Raw genomic sequence first — 25022 nt, 5'->3', positions numbered from 1 at the left:
CTAATCAAATGTTAATGGATAGTTTTATGGCAATTCAGTGGTTCCCGGGGCACATGCACAAGGCGCGTAAAGAGATCAAAAAGGTCATGCCTAAAATTGATCTAATTATAGAAGTACTGGACGCACGTATTCCTTATAGCTCTGAAAATCCGTTGATTGCTGAGCTGCGTGGTGATAAACCGTGCATCAAATTGCTTAATAAATCTGATCTGGCGGATGCCAGTATTACACAGTTATGGATAGATCATTTTCAGGAATCACGAAATATTAAAGCACTTGCTGTAACACAGGAGCAACCCGCTAAAATAAAACAGACATTGAAAATGTGCCGTCAGTTTTTTCCTGAAAGGAATGTATCGGTTAAACCGATACGTGTGCTGATTATGGGTATTCCTAATGTGGGTAAATCTACAGTTATAAATACTCTTGCTGGACGGTTTATTGCAAAAGTGGGGGATGAGCCAGCTATCACCAAACGGCAGCAAAAAATCATTCTGGATAATGGTATCGAGTTAATGGATACGCCGGGTTTTTTGTGGCCTAAAATTCATAATATTAATAGTGGTTATAGACTGGCTATTACTGGTGCAATAAAAAGTACAGCGATGGAATATGAAGATGTTGCGTTATATGCAGCGGGTTATTTTTCTTCAGCGTATAAATCATTATTGCTTAATCGTTATAAGCTTGATGATATACCTGAGGATGCAATGGGTGTTTTAGAAACCATTGCTAAAAAACGTGGTTGTCTGCAGGCGGGCGGAGTAGTGAATTTACACAAAGTTTCAGAAATATTACTCAATGAGTTTCGTGCCAAACTAATAGGTGAAATGAGTCTGGAAACACCGGGTATGATTCACGCAGAACTGGATGAAATGAGAAGCAGTTTATAACTATAGTTAAGAATTACATGTGCTTATTAAATATTACTGGTTAAATTCTCGTAAATTTTATAAATTAATAATAATTTATATTAATGGCTATTAATAAATTGGTTTTATGAGGTTAGTGGTTCTTTATTGATCCGAGTCAATGCAGGGTTTTACAATACTCTATAGCTGGAGTACCATGAATATCTCATTATAAGTTTTGTTATTAAAGCTAAGTACATAATCAAGATCTATTTCAATTTTATTTACAGTTTAATTTTGTAAATAACAGCGTAAATGTTTGTAAATACAAACTATCTAACATCAAAGAGTTATCGTTTATATGATATGGACGGGAGCTCTGAAAGTGTGACTTTCGATTTCATTTATGAAATTTGAATTTTAAAAATGATAAATCTGTAAAAGGTAGGATCTAATATGAATATTTCTAGAAAAATAGCGATTGCTTTATGTGTCGTCCCCCTCAGTCTATCAGTTAATACATCATACTCTGCATCTTGTTCACCAGGTGGTTATGCTAATTCATTCTCAAGCGGTACTGGTTTTGAAATAAGCTGGGATGTTTGTGCAGGAAATTTATTGCAGATGGAAATAAGTAATACGAGTACCGGCTGGATTGGTATTGGTTTTTCTTTTGATCAGTTAATGGCTAATACAGATGTATTTCTGGGTGGTTTTGATGGAGGAGCGTATGGCTATGATGGTTTTGCATTTGATGGTTTTAGTGGTCCACCAGTGGATGCATCTCAGGATTTTACGATAGAGTCATCTACAGAAGTGGGTGGTACTACAACAATGGAGTTATCCCGTTTGCTCTCTACGGGTGATATAAATGATTTCGATTTATCTATAGGTGAATACTATTTATTATGGGCATTCGGTGGTTTAGATGACTTTGCATTTCATGGCGTAGGTGATGGGCGTGGTTTTAGCGCAGAGACATATTCATTTGCAGCTGTACCTGTTCCTCCAGCATTGCCTTTAATGCTTTTTGGTCTTGGTTTTTTTGGTTTTATGGGATTTCATAATCGAAAATGAATTCAATAGTTGTTTAAAAAATACAGGTGGTTCTTCTGCCCGTATTTTTTGATCGGTTTATTTAAGTGTAATGAGTAATCAATGTTACATCATTTCAATTACCCATCGTGTAACAGTACCGGTGGCATGCGCGCACTGGTTTCCTCTATCTTTATCAAACTGCTGGTATTGCTTAGCATCCCACATATCATATGTGCGTCCGGTAAACTTTTTTTGCAGGTCCTCGCAGGTAATACCCCCGAACTCTTCCTCAAATTTTTCTACAAGTTCTTTACCGTTTTTAAAGTTATTAATAAATTTTCCTTTTTCGAGTTTATTCCTGTCTCGTCCTTTCTTTGCGCTGAGAGCCATTAAGCCACCAGTTAAAGCTCCACAGGTACCCTGGCCTAACAAACCGCCGCCTCCAGATAAACCGTGACTGGCTTTGATAGTCTGGTCATCAATAATGCCGATGGTTTCCTGAACGGTTGCTAATACGCATTGGGGGCAGCATCCGTAATCAACTTCATATTTAACGGCTTTAACATATGCTTTTTCTGCAAGTAGTTTTTTTGTTTCATTCATTGCCTGTTAACCTCGTATTAGTGTTTTCTTATATAGTATTCGTTTTAATATTTATAGATGTGACTTATATCAATTGGAAATATTTTTATGTGTTTAATGAATATTTTTAAATATAATGTTTTATTAACATCATTATTTTGTGATTATAAGTAGGGTTATCTTATGATCGTAAAGAATTAATTATAAATTATGAGTAATTAATTATAAGGTAATATTGCGTGTTAACTTATTGATATATATAGAATATAATCGATACGGATTTTGTCTATAAATGTATTATATAGTGGATAAAAACAGTTATTTAGATTGTTATGTATTTATTTGATATATATTACCTGTGGATCTTGAAGGGATGCTCGGTTGTTGCAGGTGGTTTTTGTTAATTTAAATTTAAATGATAAATAGGGGTTTAATGTTATGAGTAGTGTAGTGAAAGAAATTGGTGGTGTGTGTACTTTTTGCGGTGTGTTAGCTGTATCAATTGTTGCGATAGCATCTGCGGCTATATTGATCTGGATCCAGTTTATGTAGTTGTCTAATGCATGCTTGCGGGTGTGTATAAAGGTGATTGAGTAATTTTAAAAAAATCGCTTCAGCTGAGGCGATTTTTTTGTTTGTGAAACCGTGTTTTCAATTTTATAAGATGTTGCTTTTTTCATTTTAAAGGTAAAAGTTATAGCATTAGCAATGGTCTCAGCGTTTGGGGAAGAGTTTGAATGTTTTCAGGTTAATAAGACTATGCAGGTAACTTCTTCGCGGTCATGGTATAAGTGTTTTATGTTTATATTGTAGGAAATATTTAGCCGGTCTAATTCCTCCGAGATGTAATTCTTGCAGTCCATTACCATGTCATAGCGTTTTTTCATGGGAAGTTTTAAATTAAATGCAGCATACTTACAATGTCCATCTGTAAGCCATCGGGTCATTAGGCGTGTTATGTGCATAGGGCGTTCAACCATGTCACAAACTAGCCAGTCTACGGGGGTTTCAGGTAAATATTTAAAACCATCAGCTTTAATTTCTTTTACAATACCGCTATCCATTAATGCTTTGTCCATGGCTCCGTTATCAATAGCGTTTACGCGAATTCCTCTGTTAACAAGTTGCCATGTCCATCCACCTGGGCAGGCGCCAAGGTCTACTGCAGTCATTCCATTTTTCAAATAATCCTGTTGTTGTTTTTCGCTGAGCATGGTTTTAAATGCTTCTTCGAGTTTTAAGGTGGAACGACTGGGTGCCATTTTTGGAAAACGTAATCGTTTAATGCCCATAACTTCAGTTGAGCTATTTCTTATGTGGCTAATTCCTATGTATACAGCGCTAGAACTTAAAAAGAAAAGATGTAATCTCCATTCACTTTTTTTTTGAATTAAACTTTTTCGTTCTAATGCAATTGTTAAAGGCGTGGTAAATTTTTTACAGAAGCCGCTTAGCTGTTTGCCTTCGTTTGTATCTGGAGTTTCGAGAAATACAGTGTTAAAGGTAAGGTCTATTGTTTGAATAGCTGTGAGTAAGGGAGTGATTCTGTCTTCGGGTGGCAGCGTGTTAATCATTTCGCTTACGAATAGAGACTGTCTGGAAAAAATCATTTCTTTGAATTTAATAGATTTATTAAATTCAATTAAATCAATGGGGGATGTCGGATAAAATCCGACATAACCACTATCAGGTTTTGCTTTGATATATCCCATAATATTATGCGATTGAGTCAGTTGCATAATTTCAGAGGCAGATTCTTTTTCAAATCCGGGGCGGCAATATAACAGGCAGCAAAGTGGTTTCATATTAACTTCTTGAGTAGATAAATAAACTTATTAGTATTTATTATATAGAATAATTAAAAAATTATAATTAGCTAATAGTATAAGGTTGAATACGTTAAAAACCTATTCATAAGTTCACAATTAAATATCAGTGACTTAGCTGATAGTATAGTTCTGGTGCGAATAGCATAAATATATGAGGCTCAAAGTTGCATTTTAATAGCTTGTTCATAAACTGAATGCAGAAATAAAAAAATTATATTATTACTTTTTACTGGATGTTACAAAAATCAGAGGTATTGCCATGCTTTCAGCAGGAAAACCTCAAGCTGATATTGAATCGGTTGCGTTAAAAAATGATCATGTCAGCTTGTATGTTCTTTCGCATCATGAAATCTATACAGATGGATTGATTAATCTTTTATCTCAAAACACCCATTACCATGTTACCTGTTGTCTGGATGATGTGGTTGATTTAATGCATTTTAAAGTGTCAAACCCGGATGTATTACTGGTGCATCAAAGTATTGTTGAGCCGATGTTAGTGACCGGTACTTCTATTGATTTATTGTTTGCAGATTATAAAAATATATCACCTGATATTCGTATCATGATTTTTGGAAATCATGTAGATGAATCTGATATGCGAAAAATGATTCGCTCTGGTGTGCGGGGATTTATTGATAGTAGTATGACGCAGTATGATCTGACGATGTCTATTCGTGAAGTGAGTTTGGGTGGCTACTGGATTAATCGTCAGGTAATGGGTGAACTTATACACAATGCGATAGAGATTGAGCAGGTAATGGAGCAGGAGGTAAAAAATAGAATTGAAGATTTACAATACAAACTAACTCGACGAGAGGCAGATGTATTTCATCTGGTAATGGAAGGTATGCCGACTAAGCAAATTGCCAGTACCATGCATCTTTCAGAACAGGGGGTAAAATTACATCTGGGCAGGTTGTTTAAAAAGTTTAAGGTCAGTAATCGAACTCAGTTAATTCTTATGACGTTTACCCGAATGTGCCCGGTGAATAATTTAATCCAGTTGATACGTAAATCCGTTGATAAGCGTAGAATGGAGAAGGGGTATTCACCATTAATTGCTGATCCACTGAAAGGTATTTGACAGGTGTAAGGTTTGCAGATTGTTGTGAGCGCTCCGAAGTTAGCTTATATCCATTTTTTGAGACTGGTTGAAATATCGTATGGGCGGTGTAATATCCTACATCCAATAAATAGTTCGAGTTTAAAATGTCAGCTGAAGATGTAAAAAAGTTAATTGAAGACGGTGTAGAAGGCGCTCAGGCGATTATTTCCGGTGAAGGTTGTAATCTTGAGGCGATTGTTATTAGTGATGCATTTGAAGGTAAAACCATGCTGGCTGAGCAGAAAATGGTTTATGCGACGGTGAATCATTTGATTCAGACGGGTGAGTTACATGCATTAGGCATTAAAGCTTATACGAAAGCCGAGTGGGAAGAAAACAAGTCTTAAGTCATATAAGTTTTAAATCAATTCAAAAGAAGTCATCCTGAGCGGCAGCGAAGGATCTGGCGTAGTGAAAAAATAATGCAGCTATTAAATTATAATCCTTTGCTAACGCTCAGGATTATAGAAAAAACCTGTAGACTAATGACTATTATTTCAAGTTGTCAGTAAGGTGGGGCTTAATCGCTTCATAAAGCGCAGGGTAAACCTTATTGGCTCCTGCTACTACATTACCCGTTTCCAGATAGTTACCTTCACCACTAAAATCAGTGATAATTCCACCGGCTTCACGTACCAGTAATACACCTGCTGCCATATCCCAGGGGCTCAGGCCAATTTCCCAGAAGCCATCCAGGCGACCTGCTGCTACATATGCCAAATCAAGTGCGGCAGAACCTGCGCGTCGAATACCGGCTGCCTGTGGGTGCACAGCCTTGAATGTTTCAAGATAAGTATCTAAATGCTGAGGGTATTTAAATGGAAAACCAGTACCTAAAAGAGAGCCTTTAATGCCTTTATGATCAGTAACGCGGATACGTTTGCCGTTTAGCTGTGCGCCATCTCCGCGAGAAGCGGTGAATAATTCATTTTTAATCGGGTCAAATACCACGGCTACTTCCATGCGTCCTTTAAGTTGCAGGCCAATGGATACTGCGTACTGGGGAAAACCGTGGAGGAAATTAGTCGTGCCATCTAATGGATCAATAATCCATTTATAGTCGCTATCTTCGTTAAAAACACCGCTTTCTTCTGCTAAAATACCATGATCAGGATAAGCTTTCTGTAATGCTTCGATGATAACTTCTTCAGCTTTTCGGTCAACCTGAGTCACAAAATCATTTTGTGCTTTAACTTCAATTTTAATGCGATCGAGCTTGTCGATGTTGCGCAGGATGATATTACCCGCGTCTCGGGCAGCAGCAGTAGCGATATTTAACATGGGATGCATAGTTGACGGTCTTCACAGCAGTTCGGAGGGCGCAGATGATAGCAGAAATTAACTATGATTTCTGCTCAAAATGGCTGCCCATGTGATAATTAAATCGGTATCATGTCGTTTTTTCATAATGATAGTTTTCAATGTTAGATAATATTCGTATCGTTCTGGTTAATACGCACCATCCTGGAAATATTGGTTCTGCTGCCAGAGCCATGAAAAACATGGGTATAACACGGCTCTATTTGGTAGAGCCTAAAAATTTCCCTTCTTTTGAAGCCTCTCAGCTGGCCTCTTCCGCAACAGATGTGCTTAAAAATGCCGTGGTTGTTGATACATTAGCCGAGGCGTTAAAAGGCTGTAGTTTTGTCTGTGGAACAACAGCGCGTTTACGCTCGGTTAAATGGCCTCAGGTTGACGGTCGGGAGTGTGGTGAGCTTATCCATCATGAAAGCGAGCAGCATGAAGTTGCTCTTGTTTTTGGGCGGGAACGTTCAGGATTGTCTAATGATGAGCTGGAATTGTGTCAGACGCTGGTAAATATCACCACGGGGGAGGCGTATAGCTCATTGAATCTGGGGCAGGCCGTACAGGTTTTAAGTTATGAAATATTGATGGCTAGCCGTAAAGATGTAGTTGAGCCTGCTAAACAGGTGGCATCAGTTGATGAAAAAGATGAACTGGCTACGAATGATCAGTTAGAGGGTATGTATAACCATTATATGGATGCACTGTCAGATTTGAATTTTTTTGGTAAGCGTAATCCGGAACATATTATGCGCAAGCTGAGATGTTTATATGGCAGGGCAAGACCAACGTTAAGAGAAGTCCAGATAATGCGCGGTATATTATCTTATGCGCAGGGGCGAAGGACGCAGACGCCGGAGAAGTGATCCATTACATTGTTCAGGTGCATCTCCATCGGGGATGGAACTCGCTTTTTGAGCTCCGTCCCCTTATTGATACCATCAAGTGTTGTTCGGAGTAATTATTTTTGCTTATAAACAGAAACAACTAACCAGCCCCAAGCTATCAGAAAACACACCCCACCAAATGGCGTAACCATACCCAGTGCCTTAATTCCAGTCAGGCTCAACACATATAAACTGCCTGAAAACAGCACAATTCCGCTGAGCATAATCCATCCGGGTTTATTTAAATTTATTTTAAGGCTGTTTGCTATCAATCCGATTAGCAGCAAACCCAAAGCATGCGCCATCTGATAATCCACAGCGGTTTGCCAGATGCTTAACTCATAAACGTTCAGGCTTTGTTTTAAACCATGAGCTGCAAAAGCGCCCAATGCTACAGCGATAAGGGCATTTATTGCGCCTGCAATAATAAATTGTCTATACATTTTTACTGGTAATCCATAAAATCAGACACTAAGTATAACAGGAGAATTTAAATGCCATCATTTGATGTGGTATCTGAAGTTGATACGCATGAGTTAAGTAATGCAATTGACCAGGCTGTTCGTGAAGTGAGCACCCGTTTTGACCTTAAGGGTTCAAATGCAAAAATTGAATTAAAAGATTCTGTCATAAAAATTGAAGCAGAGAATGAGTTCCAGTTAAAACAGATATCACCCATAATTTATACAAAACTAGGGAAGCGTAATATTGATATTCGCTGTCTTGAAAAAGGCAAAGCAGAGCCACGTGGCAAACGCGCCTATCAGGATATAACGGTAAAGCAGGGTATAGAAAAGGAAGATGCTAAAAAGATTGTTAAGCTGGTTAAAGAAATGAAAGTTAAAGTTCAGGCTGCTATTCAGGGTGAACAGGTACGTATAACCGGTAAAAAACGTGATGATTTGCAGCAGGTAATGGCTTCATTAAAAGCATCAGATAAACTTGAGATGGCCTTGCAGTTTAATAATTTTAGAGATTAATATAAACCCCCTGTGGGAGTCAGCTTTAGCTGACGATGGTTAGTAGCCCAATAGTAAGCTAAAGCTCGCTTCTACAAAAAATAGTAAAATTTTATGCAAAAAATGCGTTTCTCACTCAGTATTTCATCTGAGAAATATCAGGCCTACTACGCAGGTCATGCAAAATTTGTGCGTGTGCATGCAGAAGATGGCCGTTCATTAAAATTTCCCGCAGTAAACCTGAAACAGTTTGTTATGCATGACGGAATTCATGGGCGTTTTGAAGTTGTGTTTAATGATCAGAGTAAACTAGTTAGCTTGCGGCGAATTTAAAATATTAAATATTTTTAATGCTGTGAAATGTTGGGAAGGTGAAAACCTAGAGAATTCTCTTTCGCGTGATACATGGCCTCATCGGCAATATTAATCAGGTCATCTGCTTTTTTATGGTGGTCTGGGTAAATGGCAATACCAATGCTCGCACCTGAGTTAATTGTCTGACCCTTTATATCATAAGGATTACTTAGGCATTCAGTTATTTTTTTAGCGATCACGAGTGCATCGTCATAGTGTGAGATGCCCGGGATTAATATAGTAAATTCATCCCCCCCTAAGCGGCATACAGTGTCAGCATCTCTTAAAGAGCACTGGATCCTCATCACTACTTTTTTAAGTAACTGATCGCCAATAATGTGACCATATGTATCATTGATTATCTTAAAGTCGTTTAAATCAAGAAACATCAATGCAAATTTTTCCTTGTTACGTTTACTGCGTAAAATTAATTCTTTTAAACGATCATTGAAAATAATGCGATTTGGTAAGTTAGTTAAGGAATCTGTCGTCGCCTGTTTATCAAGTTCTTCATAAAAACTGGCCAGCGCTTTTAAGTAGTTGCTAAAACCAGCTGTTTTTTCATCTGATTCAAGACTGGTGCCCCTTACCTGGTGTATTTTTTTTGTTAACTCCTGTAATGGGCCTAGTGTTGATTGCCTTAGAAATACAAAGCTAATAAACATAGCGAATACAATGATAATCATAGATATAATAATCATCGTATTACGAACATAATTCAACTGACTTTCAAAATCCTGCATATTATTTAATAATTCTATTTTTAAAGCAGTGGGGTGATTTTTGGATGTTAAATGTCGAATAATATGAATGTTTGATTTTGCCTGTTCCAGTGTGTTCCAGTCTTTTGATTGATATAAGGTGTTTTCATTTGCATCTGATAATTTGATAGGGTAATTGAAAAATTCCTCAAGCTTATGCAAATTATGTGCAGGATCAATTATAATCTGTATATACCCAAGTTGATTGAAAATCGAGCCAACAGGTACAAGGATGCTTAAAGAAAGTTTCCCATCCTTAAAACAGCGTCCTTCCATTATTTTTGAACGGTTTGCACCCTGTCTGTTTTTTGCTTCATTAATAAATGTCTGGCATAAAGTAACTGAATTAGAATTGGTTGTAATAAGATTCAGCTTTTTATCATATAAAAATATAGATTTTATTTTGAGAAATCCCATGGTGACAAAATAGCGATTCTGTTGAGCCTGTATATGCTTATCCAGAGTGTTAATGTTTTTGAATTTCATAGCATGCTGAAAATCAAGATCCTGTTGTACTGACAGGGCGAGTTCTTTGGCTGTTGTGATTGCTTCAGTCGTAATGTTATAAATTTGTATATCTAACAGATGTTCGATTGCTGTTTTCTGGTTTTCATATGTCAAAATTCGAAATTGATTAATAGTCAGATAAACAAGAAATATACCTATTCCACCTAATATAAGCAGCGTGAAAATAAGATTTTTTTTAAGGCTGAAACCCGTATGTTGAAGCATGATTATTATTCTTTTGCATAGGGGTATTCATTGGCTAGCCACTCGTCGAAGCCCCCTCTGAACCAGTATAGTTTTTGGTAACCACATGCACGAGCAATATTAATGGCATTTTCACTACGCTTACAGCGAACGCCATTGCAATAAAAAATGACAGGGTGTTTCAGGCTGGCTATATTTTGTTTGAGGCTTGTACAATTTGTACTAGTGTCAGGCAAAGGGATTGAACCCTGTATGAAACCCTGTTTTCTATCTGCCGGATAGCGTGAGTCAATTAATACGATAGTATTGTTATCTGTTATTTCATTGATAATCTGATTGGCTGAGAGAGTTGTTACCCCTTTGATAGCTTCAGGCGCTTCATGCTGAAGGGTATCGGAAGTAGCGGGATTAGCTCGTGCGACAGAGTATACCTGAAGGCTGAAAATGAGTAGTATTCTTAATATCATGGGGGTAAAAGTTAAATAGTGATAGATTTAAGTGTAGCACTCAAAAGCCCTTTGTGAAGGTTTGAGGCGAGTTAATGTTTTAGTAATAATTAAATTAAGGGCCATCGAAATATATGAAAAACAGCTTTTAAAGTACCAGGGAGTAGAATAAACATTATTCATTCCAATACGAGTGTAAATTCAATTATTGACTGTTCCTTAAAGGTATCTCTAATACTCTGTAATCTCACAACGTAAGAAATGGTGGTCTTTTAAACCTAGCCAGTCAATTGCATGAGAAACGTTTTTTTGTGACTCTTCATCCATGCCAGTAAACTGCACACCGATTTTACGAAAATCAGCTGATTCTTCTTCATCGATCCAGACTACACCGGCGTCAATATCAAACTCTTCAAGCCTGGATAGTTCCGGGTGTAATATTTTCATGCATACTTTACCTGATACGCCTTCAATGCTTTTTGAAATTAAAAGCCCTGCTCCTCCAGCAGAAATATTGATAATAAGGCTTTTTTTAGTTTCATCCGCATTGTCTATATTGGAAACACGGCATTGGGTGCGGCGCTCTACTGATTTAGACATCTATACTCTCCGTCAATTTTCTAAAAGTATCTTTAAATGTACATTGTAGTATAGACGGGGAAGAATGGTTTTTTAACTGATTGGCCTGCTGGTTTTGATGTGCCTCAATTAGCGGGTGCAAAATCTGGCTTCGAGTAGCCTGAATCTGCCTGTTCTTAATGTGTTATCTGGACTGAATTATATAAACATCATAACGTGTGCCTTTGCTTTCATAATTCAGGGTAGGAGGCTTATTAGCCTGCAAAACGGGAGCTCCTTTGGGGCGTTTAACAACTACACGCTTTTCTGCTTTGTCTAAAGCGGCTTCTAATACTTTATCTGTATCCAGATCATGTCCGAGTAATTTTTGCAGCATTTGCATATTCTTTTTAACCGAGGCAGATTTTTTTTTCTCCGGATACATTGGATCAAGGTAAATTACATCTGGTTTATTATTGCTTTCTATTGCCTGTATGTATTCCAGGGCATCACAATTGTGCAGGACAAAGCCTTTATCAATGATCTCAGTGAACTCAATATTCAGACTGGCGCGTTCAATTCCATCTTTGACCAGAGCGGCAATGACCGGTGAGCGTTCGATTAATGTAACCGGGCAGCCCAGGCAGGCAAAGACATAACTGTCCTTACCCAGCCCGGCCGTTGCGTCCAGCACGCTGGGCACAGGCTTGCCCTGTTTTATGCCAATGGCTTTAGCAATGGTCTGGCCTTTACCACCACCGTATTTTTTTCGATGCCCCAGGCTTCCACCAACAAAATCAATACTGAGTTTCATGTTTTGAGATAGATCGATAAGTTCTAACTGCATTTCAGTGAAGTTCAGAGTGAGTTCAGATTGTGCTTTGTGTAGTGCCTGACAAGGCAGGTTAAATTCACAGGCAAAGGCTTCGGCGGCCTGTTTTTGTGCCTGATGGGCAAAGCTGACACTTAATAGGTGATGTGTTGGTGTTTTCATTAGGCAAATTGTAATAAGATTCGCTCTTCTGTGCCATTACATATTGTAGCTGCCCCCTCAGGTGCACAGATACCAAACAATGTGCGCCTGAGAGTGCACCTACTGGAATAAGAATATTATGAACGAACAAACTTTCATTATAGGCAAGGATCAGGCCCTGGAAACTTCTATTGAAACCATGCAGCAGAAGTTGAAAGATTTGAATTTTGATATAGAAGAAGCCTCCTGGTTAAACCCGGTACCCAATGTCTATTCTGTGCATATACGTGATAAAGATTGTGGTCTGATGTTTACAAATGGTAAAGGAGCGACAGCTAAAGCCTGTCTGGCAAGTGCGTTGGGTGAGTATTTTGAGCGCCTAAGCTGTAACTATTTTTTTGCAGATTTTTATCTGGGACAGGACTTTGCAAAGGCGGATTTTGTTCATTATCCGGATGAAAAATGGTTTGATGCTGATAGCGATACCATGCCGGATGGTTTAATGGATGATTCTCTCTGGGATTATTATGACCCTGACAGGGTGTTAAAACCGCATAATATTGTGGATACTAATTCTGGCGTAGGTGAGCGCGGTATTTGCGCTGTGCCTTATGAGCGCCTACGAGATAACAAAACCGTCTATATCCCTGTTAATGTTATTGGCAATGTCTATGTCAGTAATGGCATGTCAGCAGGAAATACTCAGAATGAGGCCAGAGTGCAGAGCCTGTCTGAGGTTTTTGAGCGTTATGTTAAAAATAAAATCATTGCGGAAGGCATTTGTCTGCCCGAGATTCCTTCAGATGTCATCGCTCGTTTTCCGGGCATTAAAAAATCTATGGATGAACTGGAGTCACATGGTTATCACTTGCGGGTTGCAGATGCCTCATTAGGAGGTAAATACCCGGTAATCAGTGTGACTTTAATTAACCCGAAAGACGGAGCTGTTTTCGCCTCATTTGGCGCACACCCCTGTTTTGAGGTTGCTTTCGAGCGTACGGTTACTGAACTGCTGCAGGGTAGAAGCCTTGATCAACTGGATGGTTTTCTGCCTCCGTCATTTGATCTGGAAGAGTGTGCTGATCACCATAATCTGGAAAGCCATTTCATCGACTCCAGTGGATTGATCTCTTATGACTTCTTTAAAAACAAACCGGATTATGAATTTTCTGACTGGAACCATAACTCGAGCACTGAAGATGAGTTTGAATATTGCAGTCGATTAATTCATGAAATGGGATTTGATATTTATATATCAGATTACAACCATCTAAATGTTTACGCCTGCCGTATTGTTGTTCCCGGTATGTCGGATATCTATCCGGTAGATGATCTGGAGTGGAGTAATAATAATGAAGGTGCATTATTTCGTGAAGAAATTCTGTTACTCAATCATCTGGATAAAAATCAATGGCAATCTATCTTGCAACGTCTCGAAGAGGGTGGTTATAACGAAGTGCAACGTGTTGCAGAGTTTATTGGTGTAGCGCCAAACCCGGGTACTGTCTGGGCCGGCTTGCGCATTGGTGAATTAAAAGCCATGTTGTGTCTGGCACTAGAAGACTATGATCAGGCTATGGAGTGGAATGACTGGTGTTTACAGATGGACCAGTTAAGCGATGAACGTATTCGTTTTTATAGAGGTTTGCAGGCTTTATTGGAAATTAAACTGGATGATGCTCGTAACTATGATGATTATATAGAAAGCCTTAATTTGATGTATGGTGATGAAGTCATCAGTGTCGGGATTAAACTACTGGAAGGTGAAGAAAAATTTCATGGGTTACATAGCCCCGGCTTGAGTCTGGATGGTTTTACCCTGCATAAAAAACTGCTGGATGGTTATGCTAAATTGCATAAAGCGAAGCTTGAAAACTGGTCGTGAATTTTGTATTAGTGATTAAATAATGTCGACAGATAAAGCAGAAACATATAGTGATCTTATTGATATAGGCGTAAATCTGACCGCTAAATCATTTCAGAAAGATTTAACTCAGGTAATTAACCGCGCAACGGGTTCCGGTGTGTCGCAAATGGTTATTACAGGCACAAATTTGCAGCACAGTGACGCCGCGATTGAATTATGTGAGAAATGGCCCGGTGTTTTATTTTCAACAGCGGGTGTTCACCCTCATCATGCTAAAGAGTGGACTGATAAAACAGCTCAGGAAATTTATGGTATGGCGCAAACTAACAGTGTCAGGGCCATTGGTGAATGTGGTCTTGATTATAATCGCAATTTTTCTGACCCAAAAGACCAGCGACGCAGTTTTGAGGCACAACTTGAGCTAGCTGCCGACCTTAGGTTACCTGTCTTTCTTCATCAAAGGGATGCGCATGCCGATTTTATGTCTATTCTGGTGCGCTGGCGTGATCAATTAACCGGTGGCGTTGCGCATTGCTTTACCGGTACAGTAGAAGAAGCAAAAGCATATCTTGAGCTGGATTTAATGATTGGCATTACCGGCTGGTTATGTGATGAGCGTCGTGGCCAGTCATTGCAAAAGGCAGTAAAAGAAATACCGTTGTCGCAGTTGATGATAGAAACTGATGCGCCTTATCTGATGCCCCGTGATCTACCTGATTCGATATCGGCTGATTTACAGGAAAGGCGTAATGAACCTTTTGTATTACCTCACGTATGTACTGCTCTGGCTCGATATAAAGATGAGGAGCCCAGCGAGGTGGCTAAACAGACGACGGCTTCAGCGCGGCATTTTTTTAATCTTCGCTAGTTTTTTGTTAATAAGTGGTATCTCATGTGCTTAAATCACTTACTCTTTTCTTATATTGGGCTATATTCAATGGGTGTCTGTAATTAAATACAGGGCGACATTAATGTTGAGACATATCAAAGTTTATTGATATACCCATAATTAATGGCAATTAATCAGTGAGTTTATTTATATATTATTAATATGGCAAAAATAGAACTACAACCTCCTTTCGTTATTTCCGCATTACTGGCGGGCAGACTTTATCGAATGCTTGAAATTACAAAAGTAATGTATATCAGTTCAAGTAATGCTAAATGCATATCGATCAGGGGTGGGGATAAAACCGCCGGTTTTAAACCTATTACCGAGTTTATAAGTGATATGGCTCGAGACACTATCTCGATCTCATCAAAAATAAATGCAGTTGCATTGAAGTTTTCTATTACTGCGGTTAATGAAAAAAGAACAAATAATGCGCTTAATAATTTTACCAAGGCAATTGAAAAGCTGGAAAGTGAATCTAAAGCCAGAGAAATTTCAGCATTAATTGAAAAATTGCATATAAAAATAAGCGAATTAAAGAAATCTCAGGCAGATGACTGTAAATATCTGTCTGCTTTATTTGATGACATTTCTCAGGGTATTCGAGCTGCTAAAGTTATCGTAACAAATTCCAGAACTGAAGCATCAAGAGCGGGTGAGTATCAGACCAATTTATTTGCCATTGCAAATGACCTTGAGGGCTGTAGCGATGATATAACAAGTGAAATTAAAATCTGTAAAACCTATCTTGATGATCTTACAAAAATGACAGGAAAATAATGAAATCTACCATCTTTTATAACGGCAGGCATCAATGGATCGTATTTGGGCGTGATCCGGATAAACCAGATAAAATCATCGATACAAATCAATATATGATTGTTGATGGAGATAAATCGTTTTTAATGGATCCGGGAGGTATAGAGATATTTTCATCTATGCTGGCTGCCGTATTAAGGCACACAGAGATTGAAAATCTGGTTGATATTTTTGCATCTCATCAGGATCCGGATATCATTTCTTCATTAGGCTTATGGGATGAAGCATTACCAAAAGCAACGCTTCACGCACCATGGATATGGGAAAGTTTCATTCGTCATTTTGGTTTAAATAATATTAATTATAATGCGATTCCTGATGATGGTTTGTCTATCGTGTTGAATAATGCAAAGTTGCAGTTTATTCCGGCGCATTATCTGCATTCTTCAGGTAACTTTCATGTGTATGACCCTCAGGCTAAAGTTTTAATGAGCGGTGATGTGGGTGCCGCATTAGAGACGCCCGGTGCATCAATGTATGTAGAGGATTTTGAAGAACACACTGGGAAGATGAAGATGTTTCATCAACGCTGGATGCCATCAAATAGAGCCAAGCAGGACTGGATCAATAGAGTTAGAAAGCTCGATATTGAGTACATGGCACCACAGCATGGAAGAATATTTAAAGGTGAGGATGTGCAGAACTTTCTTAACTGGTTTGAACGACTGGATGTAGGCTCGGCTGTTGAATAAAAATTGCAGAAACATTAGCATTGGCTGATGTTTCTGCGACGTAATATACTTGGAACTGTTTCCCATAATTGTACATAGTTGTGCAATTATGCCCTCAAATCTGCTATAAATAGTGCTTATTCCCATAATTATAATAAGCGCTTATTTTGAATCAGCATCGAAGACTTTATTTTTCTCTTTTTATTTTAATTTGCTTTTTACTGGCTTTGTTGTCGCCACAAAATAGCACTGTTCGCTGGCTTGATGCCCAGATGTTCCGCTTTGCCAGTTATTTATTGCCCGCACAGGCTGAAATCAGTGGTGTGCGTGTTGTTCAGTTAAGTGAATCTCAACTGCAGAAACCGCAGGGTATTAAGGATTTCCGGTTTTTATTACGTAAATTAGACAAATCCAAAGCAGCGGAAATTGTCTGGCTGACAGATGACTTTCCTCAGATGGATTATGTTCAGCAGGAACCTCCAGAAAAGAAGAAAAATAAAAAACAAAAAGAAAAGAACAAGGATAAGAAAGTAGAAGAGACCGTTCACTGGAAACCAACAGAAGGGGAGCGTAATAAGCTGGCATGGATGTTAGAAAATCAGAATGTCTTTCTCACACAATATAAAAATACAGCTCAGCATCAAAACAACATTCCTTATAATGAAGTACTGATCTACCAGGATGGTTGGCGCAAATACATACCTGCACTGTTTTTATCACAGAAAAAAACCTTCAGATTAACTAAAACTGAATTGCCTTATCGTGTATACCCTTTCGATTATCAGGAGTCAGGTGAAAAATCGTTAATATGGTATGACCATGATGGGTCATTTACATTACCTGATCTGAGTCTTGCTTTGTTTAGCCAGTATCAAAATAATAAAAAATTATTCTGGAATGAATCGGGCCTTATAAAACTGGATACGCTTAAAATAAAAACAGGTCTGTCAGGAAAAGTGTTTAATTATTTCTCTGATCTTACGAATAGGCATACACGAATTAATTCACTGTCTTTAGAGATGGCAGAAAAAAAATCAAAATCGTACTTTAAAAATAAAATAGTTCTAATTGGTCAGGACGAACATCAGTTACAGGTGTTGGCAGACTCGCTAAGCAGTATTGATGCGGGTGCTGTTTATCATACGCCGGCATATAGCTGGTGGTTATTGCCCGTCATTATGTGTGTACTTGGTATCTACCTGTTATGGGTGTTGCCGTTATTATCAAAAACAAGTGGTTTGTTTTTAGGTGCATTTATTATACTGGGAATCATATCAGTTCAACCTGTGCTGTTGATATTAAACGGGGTATGGTGGCCGACAATTAACTTATTGTTATTTATGTTTATAGGCCAGATATCGGTTTATGTTTATCTGTCTGGTTATGACATATTAAAAGACCTGTCTCAGAAGCAAACAGATGCCTGGTTTCAATTGGGGCATTATCAATATCAAAAAGGTGATTATGAGACAGCTATTACAAGTTTACTTAAATGCCAGGCTAATGAAGAGGTATTGTCTGATTTATATGAAATAGGCCTTAGTTTTGAACGTAAGCGCCAATATGACAGGGCATTACAGATTTATTCAGAAATAAATATTCGACAGAAGAAATACAAAGATATAGATAAGCGACTGAAATCTCTTAGTGGTTTTTCGGAAACACGTACAGAAATATTATCACCTGCCCAGGCGCAGAAAACACTGGTTATGCCTGATATGGAAATGCCAGAATTTGGACGTTATAAAATTGAAAAGGAACTGGGGCGTGGTGCAATGGGCGTGGTGTATTTAGGTAGGGATCCTAAAATAAATAGAAAGGTTGCAATTAAGACACTTGATTATACCCAGTTTAATAAAACAGAATTAAAAACAGTAAAGTCACGATTTTTTCGTGAAGCAGAAGCAGCAGGCCGTTTGTCACATAATAATATAGTGACAGTTTATGATGTGGGTGAAGAAGATGGTTTTGCCTTTATTGCAATGGATTATGTAGAAGGCGTGCCACTTTCTGATTTCACTCAGAAGAACAAATTATTACCAGTGCGTGAAGTGTATCGAATTTTACAGGTAGTAGCGGATGCTCTGGGTTATGCCCATAGTCAGAATATCGTTCACCGTGATATAAAACCGGGAAATATTATGTATAACCCGGAAGACAGGCAAATTAAAATCACTGATTTTGGTATTGCGCGCATTACCGATTCGGTGAAAACCCGCACAGGAAGTTTTATGGGCAGTCCGTCTTACATGGCGCCAGAACAAATGACCGGTTCCCGAGTGGATGGGCAGGCTGATCTGTATTCACTTGGGGTGAGCATGTATCAACTGTTAACAGGTAATCTACCGTTTGATGCAGATAGTCTGGGTAATTTAGCTTATAAAATTACCAATGAAAAACATAAATCTATTCGAGAAATTCGACCTGAATTACCTGCCAGTGCAACACGTATTACCAATAAGGCTTTACAGAAAAAATCTGAAAAGCGTTATGCAAATGGTGCTGAGATGGCAGATGCATTGAATAGAGGCATGCCATCAGAGTAGTTATATAAACTATCTGGTTAATGGAAAATATGATGACGGATAAAAACACATCAATTGTTTATGCAGGAGGTACAGATAGAGGTAAGGTACGTCAGCAAAATCAGGATAGTATATTGATGTCAGAGTTTGAGCATAGTAATGCAGTGCTCTTGCTTGTGGCTGATGGTGTAGGTGGGCATAAAGGTGGCGAAGTCGCCAGTAAGCTAGCAGTAGATACTATACAGGCATATGTGGCAAAGGCTATTTTGCAGGCACATAGTGGTGGAGGTTATGGTTCTGACTGGTTAAGTCTTACACTTAAACATGCTATTGCTGATGCAAACCTGCATATAATGGAACAACAAAAACTTAATTTTGATTTGAATAATATGGCAACCACAATTGTTGCGATGTTAATTCATGATAATGAAGTAGCAATCAGTCATTTAGGTGACTCAAGGTGTTATCAGTATTCTCAGCAGTTACTTAAACAGGTAACAGAAGACCATACTATGTTGCAGAAAATGCTAAACGAAGGAAAAATTAATCAGCATGAATTTGAAATTATGCCGATGCATCACATGATTAGCCAGGCAATAGGTTTGGTAGATGACCCTGATATACAGGCAAATCGTTTAGAATTAAATCAAAATAGAATTTACTTATTATGTTCTGATGGTTTGACTAACTGTGTATCTGATGAGCAGATAAAGCTGATTTTAGAAAAGAATGAATGTCTGGAAACTGCGGTTGATGAGTTGATAACCAGAGCTAATGATAATGGTGGAGTAGATAATATATCGGTGATAATAGTTAAGTCTGAAGTGATGGCTAATTGAGAGGGTAATATGGATAAGTTAAAGAAAAATATTGATCAGCTTGTAGCGGGTAAAGTTTTAAATGATATACATAAGATAGTAAATGAAGAAGATAAAAAAGAAATACAGGAAAAGCATTGGTCCGTAATTATTTCAGTACTTATTGGGGTTGCAGTAGTCGTTATAGTCGTTTTGACAATATTAGGTTAAACTCTAAACTGGCAAATGTATAAAAATATTAAAAAGAGTCAACACCCTATGAATGCACATTTATTTAAACTGTTTACAAAATGTATCGTATTAATAACAATAATTTTTAGTATCAATATACAATTATCACATGCAGACAAAAGTGAGCATGATAAACAATATATAGTAGGTTTTGCACAGGATACACTTGCAAATGACTGGAGAAGGGCGCAGGTGAATGAGCTCATTACGGAATTCAAAAAACATCCTGAAATCAAGTTAATAGTTACAGATGCAGGCGGGGATAGTGCTAAACAGATACAGGATATTGAAAATCTGGCTTATCAAAAAGTGGATGTCTTAATTACAAGCCCGAGAAATGGGGTAACGAGCACACCCGCGATATCACGAGTCTACAAACAGGGTATTCCTGTCGTATTAATTACCCGTACTATTACATCAGATGATTATACTACGTTGATTGCGCCTGATGATTATCAGATTGCAACAAAAGCCGGGGAATATATTTCGAAAAAGTTATCAGGCAAAGGTAATGTGCTTGTGCTGCGCGGTGTACCCACAGCAACAACTGCGATAGCCAGGACAGATGGTTTTATGAATAGCTTAAAACGCTATCCCGGAATTAAAGTCAGTGCTATAAAAGATGCAAATTACCTTCGTGGAGATGCTATTACCCAGACTGAAGCCGCTATAATGGAAAATATAGCCTTTGATGCTATATATTCTCAGAGTGATAGTATGGCGGTAGGTGCTCGACTGGCTTTAAAAAAGGCGGGTATCTCACCTAAAGAGAAATTAATAGTGGGCATTGATTATATAAATGAAGCAAGAGAAGCTATTAGAACAGGAAATCAATCTGCTTCATTTGTTTATCCGACCTGTGCCAAAGAAACTGCAGAGATAGTACTCAGGATATTACATGGCAAATCAGTACCAAAAATTGTTCGAGTTGAAAGTAAAATTATAACTAAAGAAAATGTTGAGAAAATTTCACCTATATTTTAATCAGATATAATTAAATAAACATGAAAACGATCAGAAAAAAAATAATGTTATTACTTGTTCTCTCAATGGGGGGAAGTATGTTACTGGCGGGTTTGTCTTTAAGTTTCATTATTAAAGATGATTATGAAAATTCAACTCGATTAAATTTTAAAAGTTATTATGAGCGAGCAAAGAGTAGCTTTAATCAGATTCAGGTAGATACCCGATTTTATGCAGAAGAATTGTCTAATCGGAATACAGTAATAAACTCTCTTAATCTTATTTCTGAATATGCTGAAATAGAAACATATCAGGCTAATATTTACGATGAAGAGAAGAAAAACATAGCTCACGCATTATATGATTATGCTAAATCCACACGCTTATATGAATTAAGAGTTTATGATAAAAATGGCTGGTTAACGGCTTTCTCGAGACCTGGTGAAGTTGCAATGGGTATCTTATCATTCAAATCAGGAAAGCCTGTTTATATATTATCGGTTGAAAATGATAATGAATGGATAGTTTCTGAAAATAATAATTTGTTTCCGGTGGTTAATATTGAACCAGCCGTAAATAGAGCTGAGAGTGTTTATACTTACCATGAAGAAATAGTTGGTGTGGAAGCAGTATCTAGTGTGGACAGGTTGTATCTGGACGGTGCTAAAAAGAATATTGGTAGTTTATATCTGGTTAATCCTATAAATGAATCAATTTTAAATGTATTGTCTAAAGGCTCCAGAGCAAAACATAGTATAATTTTACCAAATAATAAGCATATCGGTGATGATATAAATGGTGCAAGGCTAGAAAGTTTAAAGTATTCGCCAGGGCTTTTTAATGATAAAGATGATCATAAAACAAGCTGGATAAAACATAAGAATTATTTGATAGAGTCATATTCTATTCCTCTTTCTAGTGGTGAGAGATTTTACCTGGTTTCAAGTCTTAATAAAAATATTATTAATATGCAAATTAATGACACCATAATTGTCATGTTTTTTGTGTTTCTTATATCAATTTTGACTTTATTGCCTATAGGTTTGATTTTTTCTCGTTATAGTATTACCACTCCAATCGATAAATTAGTTAAATCGGTGAGGTCTTTAGAGAAAGGGGATTATGAGTTATTTAATGCAGATGAAAGCACGAGTTATGAAATCAATGTGCTTGCAGATGCATTTAATGTTGCAGCTAAAACAGTTGATTTAAGAGAGAAGGAGTTGCTTGCGTCTCAGGAGTCACTTGAAAAACGTGTAGAAGAAAGAACAAGAGACTTGCTTGCTTCTAATGAAAGCTTACAGCGTGAAAATAAAGACAGAATTGAAGCTGAAATTAAACTGGAAGAGTCAACACAGTTTCTTAAACTTATAATGGATAACATCCCTCAGTATGTTTTCTGGAAAGATATTAATTCTGTCTATTTAGGATGTAATAAAAATTTTATAGATGTTTGTGGTTTGCAGTACCCTGAAGAGATTATAGGGAAGACAGACTATGATCTGCCCTGGACAAAAGACGAATCAGATTTCTATGTAGCTACTGATCGTAGAGTAATGGGCTCGGATCAGGCAGAGTATAATATTCAGGAGACTCAGGAAACATCATCAGAAGCTGAAACCTGTGTAGAAACTAATAAAATTCCTTTGCATGATATTGATGGAAAAGTTATTGGTATACTAGGCACGTATCATGATATTACCGAACGTAAATATTTTGAAAAAGAAATCCTGAATGCTAAAGAGTATGCTGAAAAAGCAAATCAGGCAAAATCTGAATTTCTTTCAAAAATGAGTCATGAATTACGCACTCCGTTAAATGCGATACTCGGCTTTGCTCAATTGCTTGAAATGGATCTTGCGAATATTGATGATGAGAATGTTTCAAGTAATATTAATGAGATTTTAGAAGCTGGCGGGCATCTCCTTGAGTTAATAAATGAAGTGCTGGATCTGGCACGTATTGAATCAGGCGGCCTTGTTTTAAAAATTGAAAGTATCAATGCATGTGATGTGTTAATTGATAGTTTAAAATTAACTAAATTATATGCAGAGTCTCAGAATATTAGTATTGAAGATGAAGTGACTAGTTGTCTACAGCCATTTGTTATGGCTGATGAAACAAGATTAAAGCAGGTTTTTATCAACTTTGTAACTAATGCAATTAAATATAATAAGCCAAATGGAAAAGTTATAATAAATTGTTCAGATGTAAATAATTCACATATTAAATTTAAAATTATAGATACCGGTTTCGGTATTTCTCAGGAAGGTATTGATAAGTTATTTACTCCATTTGAAAGACTTGGAGCAGATGGGTCGAGCGTAGATGGTACAGGTATAGGTCTGGTTATCTGTAAACAATTGATAGAGTATATGGGAGGAGAAGTGGGTGTTGAAAGTAAAGAAGGAGTGGGTAGTATCTTCTGGTTTACAGTGCCCTGTGATTTAGACAGTTTAGTGTAATGCTCTGTGACTTTATAATTACCACCATACTTCAGCTTGAGCTCCAACCGTCCAGCCCTGGGTATCGTTAGCATAGGGTGCATTTCCAGGAAAATGACCGATAAGCCCTTTCAGCTCATCACTCCATTCAGCAAGCGTAACGAAAAAACGTAGTACGGGCCGACTTTTTAGTCCTCTATCAGCCGAAATCTGTAATACAGTACTGAGTTTTGTTAATGTTCCATTGCGATTATTAACTTCGTCATCGACATAATCAATTCCGGCTTCAAATGCCAGGTTTATGTGTTTACTGAAATAAAAAATGGGTCTTGCACCTGTGCTGTACCAACTGAAATCGGTGTTTTCAGTAAAGCCATGATCTTCATGGCGATAGAGCAAGGTCCATTGTATAGAGTGATCTGGAAGCGACTCGTAAGTTAATGTATTACTTATTTCAAGAGCTGTTGCGTTATCAAGCTCCCAGCCCTTATCTTCACGAATAGGGTTAGGGTTAAAGTCTGCCTGCGTGATTGCAGATCCTGTCTGGTAAATAATGACAGAGGTGTTTTTTATATTTAAATGTTTATGATCTAACCATCCACCCAGGCCATATCCTGATTTATCTTCATAATTGAGATCATCATTTGCATGACGTAGAGACAATCCGGCCCAGAGTGTTAACTTTAAATTATCATTTATGTTTAGATCATGCCATCGAGTATCAATGCTTGTGCTGTTTATTAAGTGAGATGTTCCGTTGATATCAAAATCATCTTCATAACGGAACAGGGCAATATCTAATTTTCCACTACCTGTATTTATATCTTCAATGCCAGCTCCAGCCTGTGAGCGTTGTCCGGGATTAAGCCAGTAATGGTTCATAATATGGATAGATTTTCTATCATAATAACGACGCCCGACCCAAAGTTTTATTTCATTGTTAAAAAAATTATTAAAACTCAAATAACCCTGAGCAAGATTGTCTACTGTAAAACTATTGCTCTCACCGTGATGTTTAAAACCATCAAGCATAATAATACCCTGAACATGGCTGTTTTCATTTTCAGGTTCTTTCATGTCGTAAGTGTAAGTTAGCTGCAACTCCATATTGGTTTCAGGTTCATTGCCTAAGCGATATTTTGCGCGTGCCCCGGGTGCCTGAAATTTTGCCTGTGTTGCACCTGATTCGCTTGATCCCAGACCTCCGCGAAAATAACCATGAAATTCCAGACTGTCCTGTCCAGTTAATATATCTATGGCATAAGTTTTAGAGCTGATAATGAATATGATGAAAATAAGAATATTCTTATTAATCATTCTAACTGTCTCCAGGAAGTTATTAAAACTCTATGGTTTAAAGTAAAGGTATAGAAAGATAATAATATAAGATTTGATAAATTCAAGGCGTGATATATGGATTATAGAGTTAA

25 protein-coding genes are annotated in these 25022 nt (G+C 37.6%); 16 read left to right on the top strand and 9 right to left on the bottom strand.

Features of this window, described 5'->3' with window-relative positions; all coding sequences use genetic code 11:
- Positions 1-26 precede the first annotated feature (26 nt).
- Positions 27-893, top strand: coding sequence for a ribosome biogenesis GTPase YlqF (locus DIZ80_03870; GenBank protein RDH85028.1), 867 nt, complete (start codon positions 27-29; stop codon positions 891-893).
- Between the two features lie 414 nt (positions 894-1307).
- Positions 1308-1928: a hypothetical protein gene (locus DIZ80_03865; protein RDH84615.1), complete on the top strand. Its 621-nt coding sequence runs from the start codon at positions 1308-1310 to the stop codon at positions 1926-1928.
- Between the two features lie 84 nt (positions 1929-2012).
- Here DIZ80_03865 and DIZ80_03860 read toward each other — a convergent pair whose 3' ends face one another.
- Positions 2013-2492, bottom strand: a complete 480-nt coding sequence (locus DIZ80_03860; GenBank protein ID RDH84614.1) for a hypothetical protein — start codon at positions 2490-2492, stop codon at positions 2013-2015.
- 722 nt (positions 2493-3214) lie between these two features.
- On the bottom strand, positions 3215-4276 hold the full coding sequence (locus tag DIZ80_03855) for a 23S rRNA (cytidine(2498)-2'-O)-methyltransferase RlmM (GenBank protein RDH84613.1): 1062 nt from the start codon (positions 4274-4276) through the stop codon (positions 3215-3217).
- A gap of 283 nt (positions 4277-4559) precedes the next feature.
- On the opposite strand from DIZ80_03855, the gene DIZ80_03850 reads away from it, so the two are divergent.
- Positions 4560-5387: a hypothetical protein gene (locus DIZ80_03850; GenBank protein RDH84612.1), complete on the top strand. Its 828-nt coding sequence runs from the start codon at positions 4560-4562 to the stop codon at positions 5385-5387.
- Between the two features lie 125 nt (positions 5388-5512).
- On the top strand, positions 5513-5755 hold the full coding sequence (locus DIZ80_03845; protein ID RDH84611.1) for a hypothetical protein: 243 nt from the start codon (positions 5513-5515) through the stop codon (positions 5753-5755).
- Positions 5756-5900: 145 nt separating this feature from the next.
- Here DIZ80_03845 and DIZ80_03840 read toward each other — a convergent pair whose 3' ends face one another.
- Positions 5901-6698 (bottom strand): inositol-1-monophosphatase, encoded by a 798-nt coding sequence (locus DIZ80_03840; GenBank protein ID RDH84610.1) that lies wholly within the window; start codon positions 6696-6698, stop codon positions 5901-5903.
- 131 nt (positions 6699-6829) lie between these two features.
- Between DIZ80_03840 and DIZ80_03835 the strand changes: the two genes are divergently transcribed.
- Complete coding sequence (locus tag DIZ80_03835; protein RDH84609.1) at positions 6830-7579, top strand: tRNA (cytosine(32)/uridine(32)-2'-O)-methyltransferase TrmJ; 750 nt, start codon at positions 6830-6832, stop codon at positions 7577-7579.
- 95 nt (positions 7580-7674) lie between these two features.
- On the opposite strand, the gene DIZ80_03830 is transcribed toward DIZ80_03835, so the two are convergent.
- Entirely contained in the window at positions 7675-8043 is a 369-nt protein-coding gene (locus tag DIZ80_03830; protein RDH84608.1) for a DUF423 domain-containing protein, read from the bottom strand.
- Positions 8044-8094: 51 nt separating this feature from the next.
- Here DIZ80_03830 and DIZ80_03825 point away from each other — a divergent pair, with 51 nt between their 5' ends.
- Positions 8095-8580 carry a YajQ family cyclic di-GMP-binding protein gene (locus DIZ80_03825; GenBank protein ID RDH84607.1) on the top strand — a complete coding sequence of 162 codons (486 nt, stop codon included), beginning with the start codon at positions 8095-8097 and terminating at the stop codon, positions 8578-8580.
- A gap of 93 nt (positions 8581-8673) precedes the next feature.
- Positions 8674-8892, top strand: coding sequence for a DUF2835 domain-containing protein (locus tag DIZ80_03820; GenBank protein RDH84606.1), 219 nt, complete (start codon positions 8674-8676; stop codon positions 8890-8892).
- 14 nt (positions 8893-8906) lie between these two features.
- On the opposite strand, the gene DIZ80_03815 is transcribed toward DIZ80_03820, so the two are convergent.
- The 4 genes from DIZ80_03815 to DIZ80_03800 form a co-directional block, all read right to left on the bottom strand.
- Positions 8907-10406 (bottom strand): hypothetical protein, encoded by a 1500-nt coding sequence (locus DIZ80_03815; GenBank protein RDH84605.1) that lies wholly within the window; start codon positions 10404-10406, stop codon positions 8907-8909.
- 5 nt (positions 10407-10411) lie between these two features.
- Positions 10412-10852: a hypothetical protein gene (locus DIZ80_03810; protein ID RDH84604.1), complete on the bottom strand. Its 441-nt coding sequence runs from the start codon at positions 10850-10852 to the stop codon at positions 10412-10414.
- A gap of 210 nt (positions 10853-11062) precedes the next feature.
- Positions 11063-11431, bottom strand: a complete 369-nt coding sequence (locus DIZ80_03805) for a hypothetical protein (GenBank protein RDH84603.1) — start codon at positions 11429-11431, stop codon at positions 11063-11065.
- A 163-nt stretch (positions 11432-11594) separates the two neighbouring features.
- The gene (locus tag DIZ80_03800; protein ID RDH84602.1) at positions 11595-12383 is read right to left on the bottom strand and encodes a 16S rRNA methyltransferase; all 789 of its coding nucleotides are present in this window, start codon (positions 12381-12383) and stop codon (positions 11595-11597) included.
- 118 nt (positions 12384-12501) lie between these two features.
- On the opposite strand from DIZ80_03800, the gene DIZ80_03795 reads away from it, so the two are divergent.
- The 9 genes from DIZ80_03795 to DIZ80_03755 all read left to right on the top strand — a co-directional run bounded on the left by DIZ80_03795 (position 12502) and on the right by DIZ80_03755 (position 23613).
- The gene (locus DIZ80_03795; GenBank protein RDH84601.1) at positions 12502-14247 is read left to right on the top strand and encodes a 30s ribosomal protein S12 methylthiotransferase accessory protein YcaO; all 1746 of its coding nucleotides are present in this window, start codon (positions 12502-12504) and stop codon (positions 14245-14247) included.
- Between the two features lie 22 nt (positions 14248-14269).
- A complete protein-coding gene (locus DIZ80_03790) occupies positions 14270-15097 on the top strand; it encodes a hydrolase TatD (protein RDH84600.1) in 828 nt (275 codons plus the stop codon).
- 183 nt (positions 15098-15280) lie between these two features.
- On the top strand, positions 15281-15901 hold the full coding sequence (locus DIZ80_03785) for a hypothetical protein (GenBank protein ID RDH84599.1): 621 nt from the start codon (positions 15281-15283) through the stop codon (positions 15899-15901).
- Positions 15901-16632: a flavoprotein gene (locus DIZ80_03780; GenBank protein ID RDH84598.1), complete on the top strand. Its 732-nt coding sequence runs from the start codon at positions 15901-15903 to the stop codon at positions 16630-16632. Before DIZ80_03785 ends, DIZ80_03780 begins: the two co-directional genes overlap by 1 nt.
- Before the next feature lie 251 nt (positions 16633-16883).
- Positions 16884-19157, top strand: a complete 2274-nt coding sequence (locus DIZ80_03775) for a hypothetical protein (protein RDH84597.1) — start codon at positions 16884-16886, stop codon at positions 19155-19157.
- Between the two features lie 20 nt (positions 19158-19177).
- Complete coding sequence (locus tag DIZ80_03770) at positions 19178-19975, top strand: Stp1/IreP family PP2C-type Ser/Thr phosphatase (protein ID RDH84596.1); 798 nt, start codon at positions 19178-19180, stop codon at positions 19973-19975.
- 9 nt (positions 19976-19984) lie between these two features.
- Positions 19985-20164, top strand: coding sequence for a hypothetical protein (locus tag DIZ80_03765; protein RDH84595.1), 180 nt, complete (start codon positions 19985-19987; stop codon positions 20162-20164).
- Positions 20165-20179: 15 nt separating this feature from the next.
- On the top strand, positions 20180-21169 hold the full coding sequence (locus DIZ80_03760) for a LacI family transcriptional regulator (protein RDH84594.1): 990 nt from the start codon (positions 20180-20182) through the stop codon (positions 21167-21169).
- Positions 21170-21189: 20 nt separating this feature from the next.
- Positions 21190-23613: a hypothetical protein gene (locus DIZ80_03755; protein RDH84593.1), complete on the top strand. Its 2424-nt coding sequence runs from the start codon at positions 21190-21192 to the stop codon at positions 23611-23613.
- An 18-nt stretch (positions 23614-23631) separates the two neighbouring features.
- On the opposite strand, the gene DIZ80_03750 is transcribed toward DIZ80_03755, so the two are convergent.
- Entirely contained in the window at positions 23632-24909 is a 1278-nt protein-coding gene (locus DIZ80_03750; protein RDH84592.1) for a hypothetical protein, read from the bottom strand.
- Positions 24910-25022: the final 113 nt, after the last annotated feature.

The organism is endosymbiont of Galathealinum brachiosum, from assembly GCA_003349885.1.
In the GTDB taxonomy this organism is placed as follows: Bacteria; Pseudomonadota; Gammaproteobacteria; order SZUA-229; family SZUA-229; genus SZUA-229.
This window is presented reverse-complemented; position numbering and strand designations above follow the sequence as displayed.

What these genes read in the sequence shown, in the direction of transcription:
- DIZ80_03870 (RDH85028.1), top strand. Translation starts at nt 27, where the DNA reads ATGGCAATTCAGTGGTTCCCGGGGCACATGCACAAGGCGCGTAAAGAG.
- DIZ80_03865 (RDH84615.1), top strand. Translation starts at nt 1,308, where the DNA reads ATGAATATTTCTAGAAAAATAGCGATTGCTTTATGTGTCGTCCCCCTC.
- DIZ80_03860 (RDH84614.1), bottom strand. Translation starts at nt 2,492, where the DNA reads ATGAATGAAACAAAAAAACTACTTGCAGAAAAAGCATATGTTAAAGCC.
- DIZ80_03855 (RDH84613.1), bottom strand. Translation starts at nt 4,276, where the DNA reads ATGAAACCACTTTGCTGCCTGTTATATTGCCGCCCCGGATTTGAAAAA.
- DIZ80_03850 (RDH84612.1), top strand. Translation starts at nt 4,560, where the DNA reads ATGCTTTCAGCAGGAAAACCTCAAGCTGATATTGAATCGGTTGCGTTA.
- DIZ80_03845 (RDH84611.1), top strand. Translation starts at nt 5,513, where the DNA reads ATGTCAGCTGAAGATGTAAAAAAGTTAATTGAAGACGGTGTAGAAGGC.
- DIZ80_03840 (RDH84610.1), bottom strand. Translation starts at nt 6,698, where the DNA reads ATGCATCCCATGTTAAATATCGCTACTGCTGCTGCCCGAGACGCGGGT.
- DIZ80_03835 (RDH84609.1), top strand. Translation starts at nt 6,830, where the DNA reads ATGTTAGATAATATTCGTATCGTTCTGGTTAATACGCACCATCCTGGA.
- DIZ80_03830 (RDH84608.1), bottom strand. Translation starts at nt 8,043, where the DNA reads ATGTATAGACAATTTATTATTGCAGGCGCAATAAATGCCCTTATCGCT.
- DIZ80_03825 (RDH84607.1), top strand. Translation starts at nt 8,095, where the DNA reads ATGCCATCATTTGATGTGGTATCTGAAGTTGATACGCATGAGTTAAGT.
- DIZ80_03820 (RDH84606.1), top strand. Translation starts at nt 8,674, where the DNA reads ATGCAAAAAATGCGTTTCTCACTCAGTATTTCATCTGAGAAATATCAG.
- DIZ80_03815 (RDH84605.1), bottom strand. Translation starts at nt 10,406, where the DNA reads ATGCTTCAACATACGGGTTTCAGCCTTAAAAAAAATCTTATTTTCACG.
- DIZ80_03810 (RDH84604.1), bottom strand. Translation starts at nt 10,852, where the DNA reads ATGATATTAAGAATACTACTCATTTTCAGCCTTCAGGTATACTCTGTC.
- DIZ80_03805 (RDH84603.1), bottom strand. Translation starts at nt 11,431, where the DNA reads ATGTCTAAATCAGTAGAGCGCCGCACCCAATGCCGTGTTTCCAATATA.
- DIZ80_03800 (RDH84602.1), bottom strand. Translation starts at nt 12,383, where the DNA reads ATGAAAACACCAACACATCACCTATTAAGTGTCAGCTTTGCCCATCAG.
- DIZ80_03795 (RDH84601.1), top strand. Translation starts at nt 12,502, where the DNA reads ATGAACGAACAAACTTTCATTATAGGCAAGGATCAGGCCCTGGAAACT.
- DIZ80_03790 (RDH84600.1), top strand. Translation starts at nt 14,270, where the DNA reads ATGTCGACAGATAAAGCAGAAACATATAGTGATCTTATTGATATAGGC.
- DIZ80_03785 (RDH84599.1), top strand. Translation starts at nt 15,281, where the DNA reads ATGGCAAAAATAGAACTACAACCTCCTTTCGTTATTTCCGCATTACTG.
- DIZ80_03780 (RDH84598.1), top strand. Translation starts at nt 15,901, where the DNA reads ATGAAATCTACCATCTTTTATAACGGCAGGCATCAATGGATCGTATTT.
- DIZ80_03775 (RDH84597.1), top strand. Translation starts at nt 16,884, where the DNA reads ATGTTCCGCTTTGCCAGTTATTTATTGCCCGCACAGGCTGAAATCAGT.
- DIZ80_03770 (RDH84596.1), top strand. Translation starts at nt 19,178, where the DNA reads ATGGAAAATATGATGACGGATAAAAACACATCAATTGTTTATGCAGGA.
- DIZ80_03765 (RDH84595.1), top strand. Translation starts at nt 19,985, where the DNA reads ATGGATAAGTTAAAGAAAAATATTGATCAGCTTGTAGCGGGTAAAGTT.
- DIZ80_03760 (RDH84594.1), top strand. Translation starts at nt 20,180, where the DNA reads ATGTATAAAAATATTAAAAAGAGTCAACACCCTATGAATGCACATTTA.
- DIZ80_03755 (RDH84593.1), top strand. Translation starts at nt 21,190, where the DNA reads ATGAAAACGATCAGAAAAAAAATAATGTTATTACTTGTTCTCTCAATG.
- DIZ80_03750 (RDH84592.1), bottom strand. Translation starts at nt 24,909, where the DNA reads ATGATTAATAAGAATATTCTTATTTTCATCATATTCATTATCAGCTCT.